Annotated in this window: 14 protein-coding genes and 2 pseudogenes; 6 read left to right on the forward strand and 10 right to left on the reverse strand. The window is 37.4% G+C overall.

Annotation, left to right across the window (positions count from 1 at the left end):
* Positions 1–5: 5 nt before the first annotated feature.
* Both ACFIMG_RS04415 and lgt read right to left on the reverse strand, forming a co-directional pair.
* Positions 6–1,088 (reverse strand): class I SAM-dependent methyltransferase, encoded by a 1,083-nt coding sequence (locus ACFIMG_RS04415; protein WP_375679006.1) that lies wholly within the window; start codon positions 1,086–1,088, stop codon positions 6–8.
* Positions 1,063–1,941 carry a prolipoprotein diacylglyceryl transferase gene (gene lgt, locus ACFIMG_RS04420; protein ID WP_375679007.1) on the reverse strand — a complete coding sequence of 293 codons (879 nt, stop codon included), beginning with the start codon at positions 1,939–1,941 and terminating at the stop codon, positions 1,063–1,065. The genes ACFIMG_RS04415 and lgt overlap by 26 nt, the downstream gene beginning before the upstream one ends.
* A gap of 304 nt (positions 1,942–2,245) precedes the next feature.
* On the opposite strand from lgt, the gene ACFIMG_RS04425 reads away from it, so the two are divergent.
* A complete protein-coding gene (locus tag ACFIMG_RS04425; protein WP_273791228.1) occupies positions 2,246–2,491 on the forward strand; it encodes an accessory factor UbiK family protein in 246 nt (81 codons plus the stop codon).
* A gap of 405 nt (positions 2,492–2,896) precedes the next feature.
* Entirely contained in the window at positions 2,897–3,397 is a 501-nt protein-coding gene (locus ACFIMG_RS04430; RefSeq protein WP_273724125.1) for a YbjN domain-containing protein, read from the forward strand.
* A 45-nt stretch (positions 3,398–3,442) separates the two neighbouring features.
* Here ACFIMG_RS04430 and ACFIMG_RS04435 read toward each other — a convergent pair whose 3' ends face one another.
* Both ACFIMG_RS04435 and ACFIMG_RS04440 read right to left on the reverse strand, forming a co-directional pair.
* A complete protein-coding gene (locus tag ACFIMG_RS04435; RefSeq protein ID WP_375679008.1) occupies positions 3,443–4,783 on the reverse strand; it encodes an ATP-binding protein in 1,341 nt (446 codons plus the stop codon).
* Positions 4,784–4,791: 8 nt separating this feature from the next.
* The gene (locus ACFIMG_RS04440; protein ID WP_375679009.1) at positions 4,792–5,496 is read right to left on the reverse strand and encodes a response regulator; all 705 of its coding nucleotides are present in this window, start codon (positions 5,494–5,496) and stop codon (positions 4,792–4,794) included.
* Positions 5,497–5,639: 143 nt separating this feature from the next.
* Between ACFIMG_RS04440 and ACFIMG_RS04445 the strand changes: the two genes are divergently transcribed.
* On the forward strand, positions 5,640–6,290 hold the full coding sequence (locus ACFIMG_RS04445; RefSeq protein ID WP_375612975.1) for an MBL fold metallo-hydrolase: 651 nt from the start codon (positions 5,640–5,642) through the stop codon (positions 6,288–6,290).
* A 70-nt stretch (positions 6,291–6,360) separates the two neighbouring features.
* On the opposite strand, the gene ACFIMG_RS04450 is transcribed toward ACFIMG_RS04445, so the two are convergent.
* Together ACFIMG_RS04450 and ACFIMG_RS04455 are read right to left on the reverse strand one after the other, a co-directional pair.
* Positions 6,361–6,984, reverse strand: coding sequence for a BA14K family protein (locus ACFIMG_RS04450; protein ID WP_375649438.1), 624 nt, complete (start codon positions 6,982–6,984; stop codon positions 6,361–6,363).
* Positions 6,985–7,453: 469 nt separating this feature from the next.
* Positions 7,454–7,852, reverse strand: a pseudogene (locus tag ACFIMG_RS04455) (sensor histidine kinase); the annotation flags it as partial.
* Positions 7,853–7,856: 4 nt separating this feature from the next.
* Here ACFIMG_RS04455 and ACFIMG_RS04460 point away from each other — a divergent pair.
* Positions 7,857–8,168 (forward strand): annotated as a pseudogene (locus tag ACFIMG_RS04460) (MBL fold metallo-hydrolase); the annotation flags it as partial.
* Between the two features lie 69 nt (positions 8,169–8,237).
* Here ACFIMG_RS04460 and ACFIMG_RS04465 read toward each other — a convergent pair.
* The 3 genes from ACFIMG_RS04465 to ACFIMG_RS04475 all read right to left on the reverse strand — a co-directional run bounded on the left by ACFIMG_RS04465 (position 8,238) and on the right by ACFIMG_RS04475 (position 12,533).
* Positions 8,238–9,020 carry a BA14K family protein gene (locus tag ACFIMG_RS04465; RefSeq protein WP_375638078.1) on the reverse strand — a complete coding sequence of 261 codons (783 nt, stop codon included), beginning with the start codon at positions 9,018–9,020 and terminating at the stop codon, positions 8,238–8,240.
* 630 nt (positions 9,021–9,650) lie between these two features.
* Positions 9,651–11,960 (reverse strand): excinuclease ABC subunit UvrB, encoded by a 2,310-nt coding sequence (uvrB, locus tag ACFIMG_RS04470; RefSeq protein ID WP_375679010.1) that lies wholly within the window; start codon positions 11,958–11,960, stop codon positions 9,651–9,653.
* A 258-nt stretch (positions 11,961–12,218) separates the two neighbouring features.
* Complete coding sequence (locus ACFIMG_RS04475; RefSeq protein WP_375612971.1) at positions 12,219–12,533, reverse strand: SH3 domain-containing protein; 315 nt, start codon at positions 12,531–12,533, stop codon at positions 12,219–12,221.
* A 338-nt stretch (positions 12,534–12,871) separates the two neighbouring features.
* Here ACFIMG_RS04475 and greA point away from each other — a divergent pair, with 338 nt between their 5' ends.
* Both greA and ACFIMG_RS04485 read left to right on the forward strand, forming a co-directional pair.
* Entirely contained in the window at positions 12,872–13,345 is a 474-nt protein-coding gene (gene greA / locus ACFIMG_RS04480; RefSeq protein ID WP_007347010.1) for a transcription elongation factor GreA, read from the forward strand.
* 17 nt (positions 13,346–13,362) lie between these two features.
* Entirely contained in the window at positions 13,363–14,421 is a 1,059-nt protein-coding gene (locus ACFIMG_RS04485) for a glycosyltransferase family 4 protein (protein ID WP_375679011.1), read from the forward strand.
* A gap of 1,215 nt (positions 14,422–15,636) precedes the next feature.
* On the opposite strand, the gene ACFIMG_RS04490 is transcribed toward ACFIMG_RS04485, so the two are convergent.
* Entirely contained in the window at positions 15,637–17,031 is a 1,395-nt protein-coding gene (locus ACFIMG_RS04490; RefSeq protein WP_375631664.1) for a TrkH family potassium uptake protein, read from the reverse strand.
* Positions 17,032–17,233 lie beyond the last annotated feature (202 nt).

Genomic DNA, 17,233 nt, shown 5'->3' on the forward strand with positions numbered 1-17,233 from the left:
GCCGATCACCAAAATTGAGGAGGTATGGAGATGTTTTTATCACTGAAATGTAAAACTTTAAATAATTTTCCCATCTGATCTGGACCAGCGAGCCGTTCGATGTCTTGGCGGATTTTGTCTTGCAAAGGAGCACTTTTGCCAACTCCAAGCTGGTTTGCGCGCTCCAGTAGCCCCATTTTAAAAAGAAATTCTCCTTGCTCTAAGATTTCAGCAAAACAGCCTTGTTCAAGAGCTATGTTTTTTAAAAAAGAAAAATCAACATGGGATGTTAAATCATGTTCACCAGGGGCATCAAAAACATCACGAAATCTATGTTTTGAGAGTGCTTGCAAGGTATCGCCAAAGGCAAGCTCACAAGCACCATAGTCGATAAGTAAAGCAGAACCTGTCACTTGCACTAAATGGTGGCTGATTTGTTGCATGAATTGATGCCGTAAGGGGGCATGTTCAAAAATTGTTCCGTCAGGCACTTTAGAACAACAGGTTTGTAGACAAGAAGAGGGAAGTTTATGCGGGGCAGCAATAAAGATGAAATCTCCATTTTGATTGACTGTAATGCGGCGCTCTTTCCATTCTCCATTGACTTTAATATATTGGTTGATAGGGAGTGTATCGAGAAATTCATTAGCAATGAGGAAGAGAGGTTTTGAAGGAATTTGATTAAAATTTTCAATGCTATGGATTTGTTTTTGATAAGAGAAAAGGCGTTTTTTTTGTTCTTTTGCAAGTTTTTTGCTTATTTCGATCAGAAAAATTTCAGCAGCATTAAATGCCGTTTGAGAGAGCTTTTGGATAGTTCGCAAAATGTCATCCATCAAAGTTCCTCGTCCTGGACCTATTTCAGCGAGAATAAAAGGGTGAGGGCACCCTTGAGCTTTCCAGCTTGCAAGAGTCCAAATGCCAATCATCTCTCCAAATAATTGGCTTATTTCAGGTGCTGTAATGAAATCACCAGCATGTCCAAAAGGGGTTTGTGTGTGATAATAACCAAATTGGGGATCGGTGAGTGCCAACGTCATATATTGGCTAACAGTGATTGGTCCATTAAGGACAATAATTTCTTTAATTTTTTCTTTGAGATTGGCCATTTTCTGTCGATTTATATTTAAAGGCGTGGAGAAGAAGATAAAACCCTACAAGAAGCATGGGAAGAGATAAAGCCATGCCATAGGTAAAACCAGTAGAATGGAAAAGAGTCGAAAACCATTCTGGATCTTCTTGAGGCGCACGGTAAATTTCAGAAATGCTGCGTGTTACTGCGTAGCCTATAATAAATGTTCCTGATACAGTACCGGGACGTTTTAATGCTTTGAACCCAAAAATAAGAAGACACAGGATGATGAAGAGAAGAAATCCTTCCATAAATGCTTCGTAAAGCTGGCTTGGATGGCGCGGTAAATAGTAAGGATCGAGAGGAAAACAAACAGCCCAAGGACGTGTAGTAATATTACCCCATAATTCTTGGTTAATGAAGTTGCAGATTCGTACAATGCCGATACCAATAGGAGCACCTGCAGCAATGATATCAAACATGGCTCGTATGTTAATATGATTTTTACGGGCAAACCAGATCATAGCAATGATAATACCAATAAGTCCGCCATGAAAGGACATTCCCCCATCCCATACGGCAATAATAGCACTTGGATGATTAAAATAGTAAATGGGATCCCATACAAGAACTTGTCCTAAACGCCCTCCGACAACAACACTTATGGCAGACCAGACAACAAAATCTCCGATCTTTTCTTTATCCATAGGAGGATAGTTTCTATACCATAGAGATGTTTTTTTTAATAATTTTTGCGCATACCACCAAGCAAAAAGAATACCCAGCACGTAACCAAGTCCATACCAATGAAGTGTTATGGGACCTAGCTGGATAATAACAGGATCAAGAAAAGACGGAAAAGCAATGGCTGGACAAGACAAATTGTTCATGAGTTAAGCATCTTACATTATACGAGATGAATATGAAGTGACTCTGATGGTCAGAAATGACAGATGAATACACAATGGTCAAGTCAGTAGGGAGGCTAGTCAGAAAGGGAGATAGATTTCCACTGATTTATCGTGGTAAAAATATGGTGATAAAAGGAATATTAAAAAATCTTAAACAAAATCATTAAGAAAAATCTGCACAGTATGTAAAATATAGAGTAAAAGGAACAAATTACAGTATCTAAATGTTATGAGAATACGCTATAATGCGTGCGTCAATAATTAAAATTTAAGGAAAAAGGTTATGCGTAATGGATCAAATCGTATTCTTGATGAATTAGCAAAATTAGCAACGGATGCTGCTGACGTTGCGCAAGGCATACGACGTGAAGCTGGAACAGCTTTTCGTGTGCAGGCTGAAAAGATAGCAAACAAACTTGATCTTGTTTCTCGCGAAGAGTTTGAGACTTTTAAGGAGATGGTGCTGAAAATCCATGCTGATAACGCTGATCTGAAAAGACGCCTTGATGATTTAAAAAAAGATGATTAAAAAAAAACGCAGACACAAAAAAGTAAAATAGTTTTAAAAAAAGAATCTTCAAAAAAATATCCCCAATTTTTCAATATGATGCGTGAAACTAAAAAATGCTTAATCTTGAGTCTGTTAGAGCGGAGCATTTGTTTATTTTTGATTTTTTTTGGGGGTAAAGTACATTTTTTTGAATCAGGGGGGCTGGCGCTATGAAATTGTATCAATACACTGAAAAGACTTGATGATTCGTTTTATGACTATCAGGTTGCCCTAAACAGCGCGATTGTGTTCTGGGTGTTTGTGTACTGTCGATGTTTTTATGTGTATTTGTTTGGTGTAAAGGTTCTGATTGTAGCAAAATATTGTTACAGTTTAGACGGTTTATATTCTGTTGACAATGTTTTAAGATGATTGAGGATTGTGATGAGGCTTGCATTTTGCGCCACAGAAAGAAAAGAGCACCCTGTTGACTTTATCGAACAGATTGCCTGTGAATATGATTGGTCGTTTGAGCGGGATGCACAAGATGAAATTAGCGTTTGTGTGGAAGGAAAACGCGCAAACTATCGTCTTGCTTTTTCATGGATGGAAGAGCATGAAGCACTTCATTTAGCTTGTTCGTTTGATCTTTCTATTAAAAATGCTCGAACAGCTGAAATACAGCGCTTATTGCTAGCAATTAATGAAAAGTTGTTGTTGGGACATTTTGATTACTGGCAAAGGAATAATTCAGTTATTTATCGACAAGGTCTTCTTTTGGCTGGTGGGATGCATCCATCTCATATACAGGTTGAAACATTGTTGATACATGCACTTAAAGCCTGTGAAAGCCATTATGTTGCATTTCAGATGGTTGCTTTGTCGGGAGAAAGTGCTTACAAGGCACTACAGTACACTTTGTTTGAAACTGTAGGGAATGCCTAAAATATACAGTCTGTTATTTTTACAGACGGTTTGCGGAAATATTGCTCATAGGGGGACATTAAGAATAGCGCGCACTCCCCCGAGTGGGCTCTCATCTAATTGTATATTGCCACCATGGCTGCGTGCTATGTCTTGAGCAATAGAAAGACCAAGTCCTGTTCCACTTGCATCTTGATTTCGCGCTTTATCAAGTCGAAAGAATGGCTTAAAAACTTCTGTGCGCATATTTTTATGAATTCCAGGTCCATTATCATCGATTATTAATATAAAAGATTCTTGTTGAGAGTTAGCGGTTAGTTTAACGGTCGTGCCGTAACAAAATGCATTTGATACAAGATTGCTGACCAAGCGTGTAAAAGCACGGGGACGTACTTGTATTTCTGTAGGACCTTCAATGGTGTAAGAAAATTGACGTTTGTGAAGACGAGCATCGGTGGAGAATTTTTGCATAAGAGCATTTAAATCAAAAGTCTTGACACTTTCACTTCCTTCACCACGAGCAAAAGCAAGATAATCTTCTAACATATTTTGCATGTCACTTACATCTTGCTCAAGCGGTTTAATATCAAAGTCAGTATTTACTAATGCCAGCTGAAGTTTAAAGCGTGTAAGAATGGTTCTTAAATCATGACTTACTCCTGAGAGCATCATGGTACGTTGTTCAATTTGGCGTTCAATACGTTCACGCATGCGTAAAAAAGCGATGCCTGCACGACGGACTTCATCAGCTCCTTGTGGTTGAAATCCTTTTGGTAAAGGACGACCGCGTCCAAAGCTTTCTGCTGCTTCAGCCAATTGTTGAATCGGTTTGATTTGATTGCGTAAAAAGTAAATTGCTATCAGCAATAAAACAAGAGCTGTTCCTACCATCCAGCTTAAAAAAATAGCAGTATTGGAAGCATAGGCTTGGCTGCGTGGAGCAAAGACGCGTAAAATGTTGTGACCAAGGTGGATACGGATTTCAACAAGATCAGAATCTCCTACGGTATCGATCCAGAAGGGACGGTTAATTTGGCGGGTGATTTCTTCACTTAAAAAATAGTCAAGAATTGCAAAAAATGGCTTAGGTCCTGGAGGGGGTAAGGAGGTAGGAGATAGAATAGAAATATTTAATCCCATACGTTGTTGTGCAATACGCTTGATATCTTCATAGTTATCTTGTTGGGGATATGTTTCAAGAATATCAATAATGGCTGAAATATCATGCACGACAGCCGTTGAAAGACGCTCGGTTACCATTTGCCAATGGCGTTCCATAAAGACATAAGCAATGACCGTTTGCAGAAGCACCATGGGAGCAATGATAATGATCAAAGAGCGAGCATAAAGCCGTTTAGGCATTTTTTTCGTTAACCATCGAAGAAAAAATCTTAAAGGTTTGATCATTCTTGTGCCTATTCAATAGAGAGTTTATACCCTATTCCTCGCACGGTTTGGAGCCATATAGGCAGTGCTGGATTTTTTTCGATTTTACGACGAAGGCGGTTGATCTGCACATCAATGGCACGTTCACCTATATTGCTGTCATCGGTCGCGAATTTATGGCGCGGAATTGTGTCGCCTGCATTTTCGGCAAAAATGATCATCATTTCTTGTTCTTTATCTGTTAATTTAATAATTTCTCCTCCTTTTTTGAGTTCGCGTCGTGAAATTGAAAATATATAAGGACCAAAAACTATTTGCTCAATTTTGGGTTGGTGAGGGGGAAAACCACGTCGTAAAATGGCGTTGATGCGAAGGAGAAGTTCACGAGGGTCAAACGGCTTAGCCAGATAATCATCTGCCCCTGCTTCTAATCCACGGATACGATTGTCTATTTCTGATAAAGCTGTTAACATAAAGATAGGGACATCTTTTGTTTGGCGGAGTGAATGAGTGAGATCAATACCGTTTTCGCCAGGCATCATGACATCAACAATAAGAAGATCAAAATCTAAACTTGCTAACAGTCGTCTTGCTTCATTCGCATTAGCTGAAACTGAAACACGAAATCCATTTTTAATGAGAAACTGAAATAAAAGATTGCGAATACGTGTATCGTCATCAATCACAAGAAGGTGAGGGGCATCGTCACACAAAACTTGAACGTGATTGCTCATTCTTAAAAAACCTTGATAAAAATTTAGTTTACACAAAATGCAAGTTTACATAAGTTGTATAAAGCTGTCGAGCAGCACCTTTACCTTAAAGGAAAGAAAGTTTTATTTATAAATTTAAAAAAGTTATTTTTGAAAAGGATATTATGGGTAGTCTTAATATACATATTATTCCAGTTACGACATTCCAACAAAATTGCACTTTGCTTTTTGATAGTGAAAGTAAAACGGGGGTTCTCGTTGATCCTGGTGGTGATTGGCCACGAATTCAAGACGTAATCGAAAAGAATGGTGTTATCGTTGAGGCTATTTGGATAACACATGGTCATTTTGATCATGTAGGAGCAGCAATGCAAGTGAAAGAAGCGCTTAATGTAAAAATTATCGGTTCACATCGCGATGATAAGCCTGTGATGGATGCCGTGAGCGAAAGCGCAAAAAATTATGGCATCACTGATGCTTGCATCTGTATTCCTGACCAATGGTTAGAAGATGGTGAGTGCGTTCATTTTGCTGGACATGTGTTTAAGGTTTTTCACACCCCAGGACATTCCCCTGGTCATGTTATTTATTTCAATGAAAAAGAGCGCTTAGCCCTCTTGGGTGATGTTCTCTTTCGTGGTTCTATTGGACGTACGGACTTCCCCTTCTGTTCTTATGAAAAATTGATGCAATCTCTTCGAGAAAAAGTTTTACCCTTAGGCGATGATGTTTGTTTTATCTGTGGGCATGGTCCCAAAAGTAGCATAGGCTATGAGCGCCAAAATAATCCTTTTCTTCAAGATTTTAATATATGAGCAAATAAAAAAAACGCTTTGAAGCGTTTTTTTTTGCCATTTAAGACTTTTTAGTAGGGCAGAACAGAAGTTAATTTATTGGGGCATAACAAACGTGTTCCAAACCATTACGGTCTCGGAAAGTTCCTGTTTTAGGGTTGAAAGAACGGTATTTTTTCTTGCAATAGTTAAGCCAATCAGATTCTAATGATTGTTGTACTGGCTCATATTCCACCGTTTGCGGAGCTTCATAAATTATCTGTTCCTGTGGAACCTGTTGATATACAATTTGATGCTGTGGTGCGGTTTGATAAACAACTTGTGGCTGTTCTGATTTTTTAAAAATTTTGCCGAGAAGTGCACCTGCTGCAAGAGCAAGAATGCCCATTGCTAAAGCTTCTCCTGAGTTATTTATATTAATACTACTGTGTTTTGTCTTTTTGCGCTCGACATAATGATATGTCTTGTGTTCAACATGATGGTGTTGTTGTGCTCCCCATTTATGGCTAACATAATGACGCGTGTGGGGATTATCAAAAGAGTGATGTTCACTATGAGAAAAATGGGAGCTAAAATTGTGAGACGGTAAACCAGCCTCCCTTCTCATGTCATAGTTATGATACCATGCCATATCTGCAAGCGTTGGATTTAATGGCATCAAAACGGTTGCAGTAGACATTGCTGATAATACCGCTAATCTGAAGAGTTTTTTCATAATGATGCTCCTTGTGTAAATTCGTATTTTTCACATCCTACACGTTTCAAACTGAATAGAGACTGAACAATTTTGGACTTTATTGTGACAAAAAAATAAAAATTCATTTAGTTAAAACATTGCCGGTACAGTAAAATAAAATCATGACAGAATTTTGATTTCAATTAATGTACTCTTCTTAAGGTTAATTAAGCAGCTTGTATTTAGAGCACCAGATTTTTTACTATTGGTTATAAATTATTTATTGATGAGTACTTTTTATTGCTTGATACAATATGAATTGAACAATAGGTGTATGAACAAAAGTTATCGTTTTTTATTATAGGCTTATGGTGCTAACATAGAACCTTATTTGTGTGATTGAATACAGTCCTGTTTGACTACTCTCTTGTGAGGCTAAATATTGAGTTCGATATCATATTATAACTGTATAAATATAATATATTGCGGGAACTTTTTTGATATATGGGAAACATTCTTGTTGGGATATGGCTGTTAGTTTGACAGTATTGGCATGACAAAATGCATTTGACACAATATTGCTGATGAGACGCGTGAAGGCACGTGGACGTGCTTGTATTTGTGTAGGGCTTTCAATGGTGTAGGAAAATTGGCGTTTGTGAAGATGTGCATCGGTAGAGAATTTTTGCATAAGAGCATTTAAATCAAAAGTTTTAACACACTCACTTTCTTCACTACGGGCAAAAGCAAGGTAATCTTCTAACATATTTTGCATGTCGCTCACATCTTGTTCAAGCTGCTTAATATCAAAGTCAGTATTTGCTAATGTTTGCTGAAGTTTAAAACGGGTGAGAATGGTTCTTAAATCATGGCTTACACCCGAAAGCATCGTGGTGCGTTGTTCGATATAGTTAGAAGATGGTGAGTGTGTGTATTTTGCTGGACATAAGTTTAGGGTTTTACATACACTGGGGCATTCCCCTGGTCATGTTATTTATTTCAATGAAAAAGAGTGCTTAGTCTTCTTGGGTGATGTTCTCTTTCGTGGTTCTATTGGACGTACGGACTTCCCCTTCTGTTCTTATGAAAAATTGATGCAATCCCTTCGAGAAAAAGTTTTACCCTTAGGCGATGATGTTTGTTTTATCTGTGGGCATGATCCCAAAAGTAGCATAGGCTATGAGCGCCAAAATAATCCTTTTCTTCAAGATTTTAATATATGAGCAAATAAAAAACGCTTTGAAGCGTTTTTTTTTGCCATTTAAAACTTTTTTAGTAGGACGGAACAGAAGTTAATTTATTGGGGCATAACAAATGTGTTCCAAACCATTACGGTCTCGAAAGGTCCCTGTTTTAGGGTTAAAGGAACGGTATTTTTTCTTGCAATAGTTAAGCCAATCAGATTCTAATGATTGCTGGAGTGGCTCATATGCCACCGTTTGCTGCACTTGATAAACTCTTTGATTTTGCGGAACTTTTTGATAAATTACCTGATTTTGTGGTACTATTTGATAAACCACTTGTGGCTGTTCTGGTTTTTTTAAAATTGTACCAAGAATCGTACCTGTTGCAAGACCAAGAATACCCACCGCTAAAGCATCTCCTGAGTTATCTATATGAATATTACTGTGTTTTGTCTTTTTGCGCTCGACGTAATGATATGTTTTGTTTTCAACATGATGATAATGGTGGTGGTGGTGGTGGTGATGTTGTTGTTCCGTCTTACTCTGTTTGGCTACAGACCTTTCATGTTTGGCTTTAAATCTTCTCTTGTCGTCATCAGAACTCTTGTGGAAATCATCAACAAACTTTTGGAAATCATCAGATAAAAAGCTACGTTTTTTATCAGAACAATGGGAGCGAGAAAAACCGCAAGGCAGAATATCAGCTTTCTTCCTCATTTCCCTTATCGCATCATCTGTTTCTTTACGCATCTTCCTCATCATATCATCTATTTCTCTCGAGATAGAGTCACTACGATTCCATGCCATATCCGCAAGCGTTGCATTTAGCGGCATCAAAACGGTCACAGTTGACATTGCTGATAATACCGCTAACCTGATCACTTTTTTCATAATGATGCTCCTTGTGTAAATTCGTATTTTTCACATCCTACACGTTTCAAACTGAATAGAGCCTGAACAATTTTGGGATTTATTGTGACAAAAAAAATAAAAATTTATTTAGTTAAATCTATCGCCGAGACAGTAAAATGAAATCATAACAGAATTTTGATTTCAATTAATGTACTCTGCTTGAGGTTAATTAATAAGTTTGTATTGAGAGTCCACGATTTTTTACTATGGAATATAAACTCTTTATTTAGGGATAATTTTTTATTGTTTGGTACAATATGAATTGAACAATAGGGATATGAATAAAAGTTATCATTTTTTATCATAGGCTTATGGTGCTATGATAAAGTCTTATTTTACTTTATTTGTGTTATAGGACAGTGTCCTATTTGAATATTTTCTTGTAAGGATAAATAATATTGAGTTAGATATCAGAGTATAACTGTATAAATATAATATATTTTAGAAATTTTTTATAAAATGTTCTCTCTCATGTTGTTTTAGACAAATTGAAGCACCCTTGATGTTGGAGGTTGTCTATTTTTCGGATAACGCTGTTTGCTTTTGAGCTTTCGTCTTTTTTTAGAAGAGCTGAAGATTATTTTATGCGGTTTGAAATTTTTTGCTCCTTCATTGATTGCGTTTTTTTCGTTTTATTGTTGCTTGATTAGGGGTGTTTTTACGAGATTTTCCTTTTTGATTTTCCAAAATACCAGTGTCCATGGTTGGTCCCATGTGTGCAAGGTCTGGTTTGGAGAAAAGACTTGGTTGTAATACGCGCTCATGGGTGGATTGTTCGCTATGATGTGTTAAGGGATTTTCCGCGAGTTCTAGTTCTATCTTTTGTAATTGTTTGATTTCATCGCGAAGGTGTGCTGCTTCTTCAAAATTAAGATCAGCAGCTGCTTCATGCATTAATTTTTCGAGGTGTTTAATATGAGATGCTAAATTGTTGCCAACCATATTTTTTTTCTCGATGACATCAGGGATATTTGTATGAATATGGTTGTTTTCATAGCCTGAATTAAGAATATCTCCGATATTTTTTTTGATACTTTTCGGTGTGATATGGTGTTCTTCATTATAGGCTATTTGTTTTTGTCGACGTCTTTGTGTTTCCAGTAAGGCTCGTTCTATGGAACCAGTGATCGTATCTGCATAGAGGACAACACGGCCATCTACGTTACGTGCAGCACGTCCGATTGTTTGTATGAGGGAAGTTTCAGAGCGCAAAAAGCCCTCTTTATCGGCATCTAGAATGGCAACAAAACCACATTCTGGAATATCTAAGCCTTCTCGGAGCAAGTTAATACCGATGAGGACATCAAAGATGCCAAGCCGAAGATCGCGTAGAATTTCAATGCGCTCTAATGTATCAATGTCAGAATGCATATAGCGTACACGAATGTCTTGTTCGTGGAGATATTCAGTTAAGTCTTCGGCCATACGCTTTGTGAGAACTGTCACCAATGTACGGTAGCCTTTTTGAATTGTTTTACGAATTTCATTCACAACATCATCGACTTGATTTTTGGCTGGACGAACCTCTGTTGGTGGGTCAACAAGCCCTGTGGGGCGAATAACTTGTTCTGCAAAAGTACCGTGAGATTGTTCTATTTCCCACCGTCCAGGTGTTGCGGAGACAGCAATCGTTTGTGGGCGCATAGCATCCCATTCTTCAAAGCGCAAAGGACGGTTATCCATACAAGAAGGGAGGCGAAAACCATATTCTGCTAAGGTTGCTTTTCTGCGAAAATCACCTCGGTACATACCACCAATTTGGGGAATGGTTACATGGCTTTCATCGATAAAAACAAGAGAATTGAGTGGAATATATTCGAATAAAGTTGGGGGTGGTTCACCGGGATTTCGTCCTGTTAAATAACGTGAATAATTTTCAATTCCCGGACATGAACCGGTGCTTTCCAACATTTCCAAATCAAAAACTGTACGTTGTTCTAAACGTTGTGCTTCTAAAAGACGTCCAGCTTCGTTCAACTCATCGAGGCGTTGAACGAGTTCCATTTTGATAGATTTCATCGCTTGGTTAAGTGTTGGGCGTGGTATTACGTAGTGTGAGTTGGCATAAATTTTAATTGATTGAAGATCGCCTGTTTTTTGTCCGGTGAGAGGATCAAATTCCGTAATTGTTTCCACTTCATCGCCAAAGAGCGAAATACGCCAAGCACGATCTTCAAGGTGGGCAGGGAAAATTTCGATTGTATCCCCTCGAACACGAAAGGAACCACGAACGAAGTTGATATCTTGTCGATAATACTGTTGAGAGACTAAATCAGCCAAGAGTTTTCGTTGATTGAGTTTGTCTCCTTTTTCTATTTCGAAGGTCATGGCCGTATAGGTTTCTACGGAACCAATTCCGTAGATGCAGGAGACAGATGCGACGATAATAACATCATCACGCTCTAAGACAGCGCGTGTTGCAGCATGACGCATCCGGTCGATTTGTTCATTAATTGAGGATTCCTTTTCAATATAAGTGTCTGAGCGTGCAACATAGGCTTCTGGTTGATAATAGTCATAATAGGAAACAAAATATTCGACGGCATTATGGGGAAAAAAACTTTTAAATTCCCCATAAAGCTGCGCTGCTAGAGTTTTATTGGGAGCTAAAATCAGAGCTGGACGCTGTGTTTTTTCAATGATATTGGCCATTGTATAGGTTTTCCCTGAGCCGGTAACACCCAAAAGCACTTGTGTACGTTCATTTTTTTGAATTCCCTCAACCAGAGTTTTAATGGCTTGAGGTTGATCTCCCGCTGGTTTAAAAGATGTTTCGAGTTGAAATGGAATACCACCTTCAGATTTTTCAGGACGAATGGGGCGGTGAGGTGTCCATAATGCACCATTCTTAAAAAGAGGATTACCTGAAGCAATAAGAGCAGAAAGAGCTTCTACTGTTGCAGTAACACCATTTTTCATTGTTGTATCCTTTGATAGAAAAGTGCTGGTGATTTTAAAGAAAATACTAATTTTTACAAATTTATTACGACAACAGCAAAACGTTATTGAACAGATTTATTTTGGTTTATTAGAGCTTTCATTAGGATATTGATCAAGTTTTTTATGAGACAAATTCTTCGAAGTATTTCTTTGGAAGGAGCATATTTGTGGTTGTTCGTGAACACTATTGCATTTTTGCCATGATGATATTCAAGAGGGCATAAGTTATTATGGCTGTTATGGAGAATAATCGGTACGTTTGGGCATTAAAGACATTGTATATGTGTGATAAAGATCATTTCCATCTTTAAATGAAAGATAACGAGATGACACCCAACCTATTTGAGTGTTATATCGGATATGGCACCAATTTCCTTCACAGTTTTTAACAAAAACTAATTCTCCAGCAGAGATTAAGCCGCAAAGTGCATATTGAGTGCTGGGACCTGTTCTAAAATTAAGATTTCTCGTAACAAAAGCATCTGCTGCCTCTGATATTGTTGTGGCTAAAAAGAAAGAGCCAAACATAAAAAAAATGACGATTTTTTTCATTTTTCTGTAAAGAATTTCTTTAGAGATTTTCTATCCTTCTCTCTTCATATCCTATATAATTTCTTTTACTAGATTATGATAAAACAGAAAAAAATACAATTCTTTCTTCTTTAGGACACTTTAAAGAGAAGAGTGAAGTTTAACGTTTTAAACACCAAAATGAGATGTTTTAATCACTATTTGTGCATGTTTTGTTTCCTTTATTTATTTTTATATGGAAAACAGCGATACTGTACTATATAATAAAAAAGATCGTAGTTTTCGGATTCCAAAAGTAATTTTGGAAGCCGTTTTTTGTATTTTTATTAAACCTTCCGTGTAATAGAAAGGGACGGATTATGGAAAAAGTTCCGATGACTACAGCTGGTTTTGAGAGTCTTAAAGAAGAGTTGCGTTGGCGTCAACAACAGGAGCGTCCGCGAATTATTGAAGCAATTTCTGAGGCGCGTGCGCATGGTGATTTATCTGAAAATGCTGAGTATCATGCAGCTAAAGAAGCACAAAGTCATAATGAGGGGCGTATAAATGAGCTTGAAGATTATATCGCACGAGCAGAAGTTATAGATGTCTCGCGTCTTTCAGGTGACAAAATAAAATTTGGTGCAACCATTAAACTCTTGGATGAGGATACTGAGGAAAAAAAAGTGTATCAGATCGTAGGGGATCAAGAAGCTGATGTAAAGGTTGGTAAAATCTCTATTTCTTCGCCTATCGCACGTGCACTTATTGGCAAGCAAGAAGGTGATGTGATTGAGGTGAATGCACCAGGTGGTGCGCATAATTACGAGATCATTAAGGTTCAGTACATCTAAATAACATATGGATTATTATGCGTGTATCTTTGGACGAAACTGAAATTATTGCGCCTCACTTTAAAAGGCGTTTGTCGGGAGTAACATCTACGATTATTCAGCTTATTCCACTGCAACGCGAACAGGGTGTGCGTATATCCACTTTGGGGTTTGGTTTACCACGAACTTTACCGACACTTGCCTTTAAGGACCTTTTCGGACTTTGGAAAAGTCCGAAAGGGAAGCCATTTCGTATTTGGCATGCACGACGCAATATTGAGATGCTTTGTGGGATCTTTTTGCGCGATGTTTTGCGAATGAAGCTTAAACTCATCTTTACTTCGGCATCTCGACGCGAACACAAGCCTTTTACCAAATGGTTGCTTCGTCGTATGGATAAAGTTATCGCTACTAGTGTATGTACGGGAACCTATCTAGAAGTGCCTCATAAGGTTATTATGCATGGAGTGGATATTAGGCGTTTTTCACCCCCCAAAATTCCTGATGATTACTTTCCAGCAACTGGGGTGCCAGGAAAATATGCGGTAGGATGTTTTGGGCGCGTGCGCTATTTAAAGGGTACTGATTTGTTTGTGGACGCGATGATAGCATTATTGCCTGACTATCCCGAATGGACAGCACTTATCGCTGGTCGGACTACAGAACAGCATTATGGTTTTGAAAAGAAATTACGACAGAAGATTGCTGAAGCTGGTTTAAACGACCGCATTATTTTTCTTGGTGAAAGGCTTGATATACCTGTGTGGTATCGCCGTTTATCACTTTATGTAACTCCTTCTCGTTTGGAAGGTTTTGGTCTGACACCATTGGAGGCAATGGCATCACAGACGGCTGTAGTGGCGAGTGATGTAGGAATTTTTAAAGAATTGGTGGTCGAGGGAACAGGAACGGTTGTTCAAGCAGGAGATGGAGCGGCTTTAACAGCAGCAATTGAACCTTATTTTGCTGATGTAGAAAAAACATTGGCCGCCGGAAAGAAAGCTTTAACCCATGTTCGTACGCACTTTCCTTTGGAAAAAGAGGCAAGCAAGATTGAAAGTGTTTACAAAGAACTGTTTGCAGAAAAAAGACTTTGATTATTATATCAAAAATCTTCTTGAGGAATGGTAAAAAGTATTTTCCTTAAAGGTTTTTCATAGTTATCAAGAAAACAGCTCAATGATATAAATGTTATTTTACAAAATTTATATTGTCTTTAGTAGAACACTATAAGAAGTTCCCAAAATTTTGGATAAAAGATTAAAAATGTATACGCTTGAGAGCGATATGTAGTTTATGATAAAGCATACTAGGAGAGAAGAAAGCTACTTTTATTCATTGATATTTTAGAATAAGAAAATAATGCTTTAACTCAAGTCTGGGGATTTATGCACTATCTTATACGGGGTCGTGCTGATATTGTTCGTTTTGTAAGACTTAAATAGATAGCAAAAAAAACGTTTTTTTGTCTTAAAAAGATAATGATGGTATCTCCATGGATAAAATAGTCGTACATATTTTCAATAAATTCATAATAAGATGGATTTAAGATCAATATATATATATATGATTTTTATAGATAATTTACCTTTTCAATTTGAATAAGAGCTTTGAGTACCGTAAGATTTTCTCATGTAAAATCTGTTGATATTAACAATGAGAGCTATCTTCTTGTACATCACAATTGGAAGAAGGCATGTGGTGGATAAAAACTATTGAAGACAAGGTGTAAAGAGATTTCTTATAAATTGTCTGAAATGCAGGCTGTTACGACATTAATAGAAAGAAAATAATATGGTGGTACTAATTTATATCTTATTTTTTGGTACCGACTTGCACCTTATTGTTATTTAAGTAAAAATGATGGTGCCCATTTTATATCTTTCATGAGGGCTGTCGTGAAATGGGGGTGATGAGTACTGTGAGATGTTTTTTTTATAAGCTTGTGAGTTCGTAATATAATAGCATTTTTTTCTATAAGGAGGTAACTCTATTAAAGAGAAAAAACACTTTTATCAGCAAATATTCATATTTTTTGCATGAGAGATTATTCGTAAAAAAGAATGTTCTATGCGTCCACTTTATTTGATAAAGAAGATCAATAAAGTGAAGTTTTATATGTTATGGCTTTGAAAATATTGGTATTTGATTATTTTTGTTGAATTATTTTTATATCATTGATATGATGATTTGTATGGAAATTTTAGAAAATCTTCAGTGGATTGAGTAAGGGGTGAATATTATGATGCATACTGTTCACACCTTTTTATCTTGTAAATTTTTTATCATGGTAGAATAAAATACTCTCTGCATTAGAATTGTTCACGCCAGAAAGCGGGAATAAAAAGGACGAATATTGTTATGATTTCAAGGCGTCCAGCTAACATTAGAAAACTTAAAATCCATAAAGCATGGTCGTTGATTGTAGAGAAATTACCAGTGGGGCCAATAATATCTCCAAAGCCTGGACCAACATTTGAAAGTGCGGTTAAGACCCCCGTAAAGGCAGAGGTAAAGTCAAGACCGGTTGTAAGCAAAAGTGCAGTGCCGATAACAAGGCAAAACATATAAAGACAGACAAAAAACAAAACGGCTTGAGCAACATCATTTGATATATTTGAGTGATCGTAGCGCGCTTTTACAACGACATTAGGAGAAAGAAGTTTTTCTATATTTGTTTGTGTAATACGCCAAAGAATAATGAGGCGATTGATTTTCATGCCACCAGAAGTAGAACCAGCACATCCGCCTGTAAAAGAAACAATAAAGAAAATTCCAAGCGCAAACGGTCCCCAAAGTTGATAATCTTCAGCGCTGTAACCGGTGGTGCTAATAATGGATGAAAGGTGAAAAATGACATCAAGAAAAATCAAGTGGAACGCGCGATGATCATAAAACCGTAGCCATGCCGCTAAAGCAAAGCTGAAAAGGAGAACGATATGGAGAAAAACAATCACTTGTGGGTCAAGGAAGCGTTTGGAGTGTCCAGGAAGGACTAATTTAACATAAAGTACGAAAGGTAAAGCAGAAAGCAACATGAAGATTGTTGAAATAATTAAGATGGCTGGTGTATCAGAAAAATAGCCAAAAGAAGCATCATGCGTTGAAAAACCAGCTGTTGCTACTGTACTCATTGCATGGTTAATGGCATCAAATAAATTCATGCCTGCAGCAAAATAAGAAAGCATACAAGCCAATGTTAACCCAACATAAGCGATGATAATTCCGTTAGCAATTTGGTTGATGCGAGGCAATATTTTTTCAGATTTATCAGATGATTCCATATGAAAAAGTCGCACGCCACCCACACGCAGTGAAGGCAAAATTAAGAGGGCTAAACCGATAAAACCAATGCCCCCAATCCAGCATATAAGAGAACGCCATAATAAAATACTTCGCGATAAATTATCAAGATCAGAAAGGACTGTGGAGCCTGTTGTTGTAATTCCAGAAACAGATTCAAAAATGGCTCCTGCTAGAGAAATGGGAAGAGGAGAAAGATAAAGAGGTAAGGCACCTACGATGCTTCCTGTAAGCCAAAGACAAACAGTGAGCATAAAGCCAAGCCGTGCTGAAAAGCGACAAGTAGCTCCCTTAGTTGCTAAAAGAATCAGCGTTGCCAACATGGTGGTTATGGCACAAGAATAGAGAAAGCTTATCCAATTACGATTGTTGTCGTGCAAATCCACAAAAATTGGCAAAAGCATTGCTCCTCCCATGATTAAGGCAAAACGTGCACAGACATTGATAATAAATTGAAAAATGATCGTTCCCTATCTTTGTATCTCTTTTTATTATGGTTTTGTGCTCATAAGAAGTTACATTTCTCTCTTTATAGGATAAGGATTAATTCTTAACATTAGCGTGCCTTGATGAATTAGTAATCAGACCTTTTCATAAAACTTGAAA

Source organism: Bartonella sp. AP11XZML, assembly GCF_042196445.1.
GTDB lineage: Bacteria > Pseudomonadota > Alphaproteobacteria > Rhizobiales > Rhizobiaceae > Bartonella.

Bases quoted from the DNA above. Each gene is read 5' to 3' on its own strand.
- ACFIMG_RS04415 (WP_375679006.1), bottom strand. From the start codon at position 1,088: ATGGCCAATCTCAAAGAAAAAATTAAAGAAATTATTGTCCTTAATGGA.
- lgt (WP_375679007.1), bottom strand. From the start codon at position 1,941: ATGAACAATTTGTCTTGTCCAGCCATTGCTTTTCCGTCTTTTCTTGAT.
- ACFIMG_RS04425 (WP_273791228.1), top strand. From the start codon at position 2,246: ATGCGTAATGGATCAAATCGTATTCTTGATGAATTAGCAAAATTAGCA.
- ACFIMG_RS04430 (WP_273724125.1), top strand. From the start codon at position 2,897: ATGAGGCTTGCATTTTGCGCCACAGAAAGAAAAGAGCACCCTGTTGAC.
- ACFIMG_RS04435 (WP_375679008.1), bottom strand. From the start codon at position 4,783: ATGATCAAACCTTTAAGATTTTTTCTTCGATGGTTAACGAAAAAAATG.
- ACFIMG_RS04440 (WP_375679009.1), bottom strand. From the start codon at position 5,496: ATGAGCAATCACGTTCAAGTTTTGTGTGACGATGCCCCTCACCTTCTT.
- ACFIMG_RS04445 (WP_375612975.1), top strand. From the start codon at position 5,640: ATGGGTAGTCTTAATATACATATTATTCCAGTTACGACATTCCAACAA.
- ACFIMG_RS04450 (WP_375649438.1), bottom strand. From the start codon at position 6,984: ATGAAAAAACTCTTCAGATTAGCGGTATTATCAGCAATGTCTACTGCA.
- ACFIMG_RS04465 (WP_375638078.1), bottom strand. From the start codon at position 9,020: ATGAAAAAAGTGATCAGGTTAGCGGTATTATCAGCAATGTCAACTGTG.
- uvrB (WP_375679010.1), bottom strand. From the start codon at position 11,960: ATGAAAAATGGTGTTACTGCAACAGTAGAAGCTCTTTCTGCTCTTATT.
- ACFIMG_RS04475 (WP_375612971.1), bottom strand. From the start codon at position 12,533: ATGAAAAAAATCGTCATTTTTTTTATGTTTGGCTCTTTCTTTTTAGCC.
- greA (WP_007347010.1), top strand. From the start codon at position 12,872: ATGGAAAAAGTTCCGATGACTACAGCTGGTTTTGAGAGTCTTAAAGAA.
- ACFIMG_RS04485 (WP_375679011.1), top strand. From the start codon at position 13,363: ATGCGTGTATCTTTGGACGAAACTGAAATTATTGCGCCTCACTTTAAA.
- ACFIMG_RS04490 (WP_375631664.1), bottom strand. From the start codon at position 17,031: ATGCTTTTGCCAATTTTTGTGGATTTGCACGACAACAATCGTAATTGG.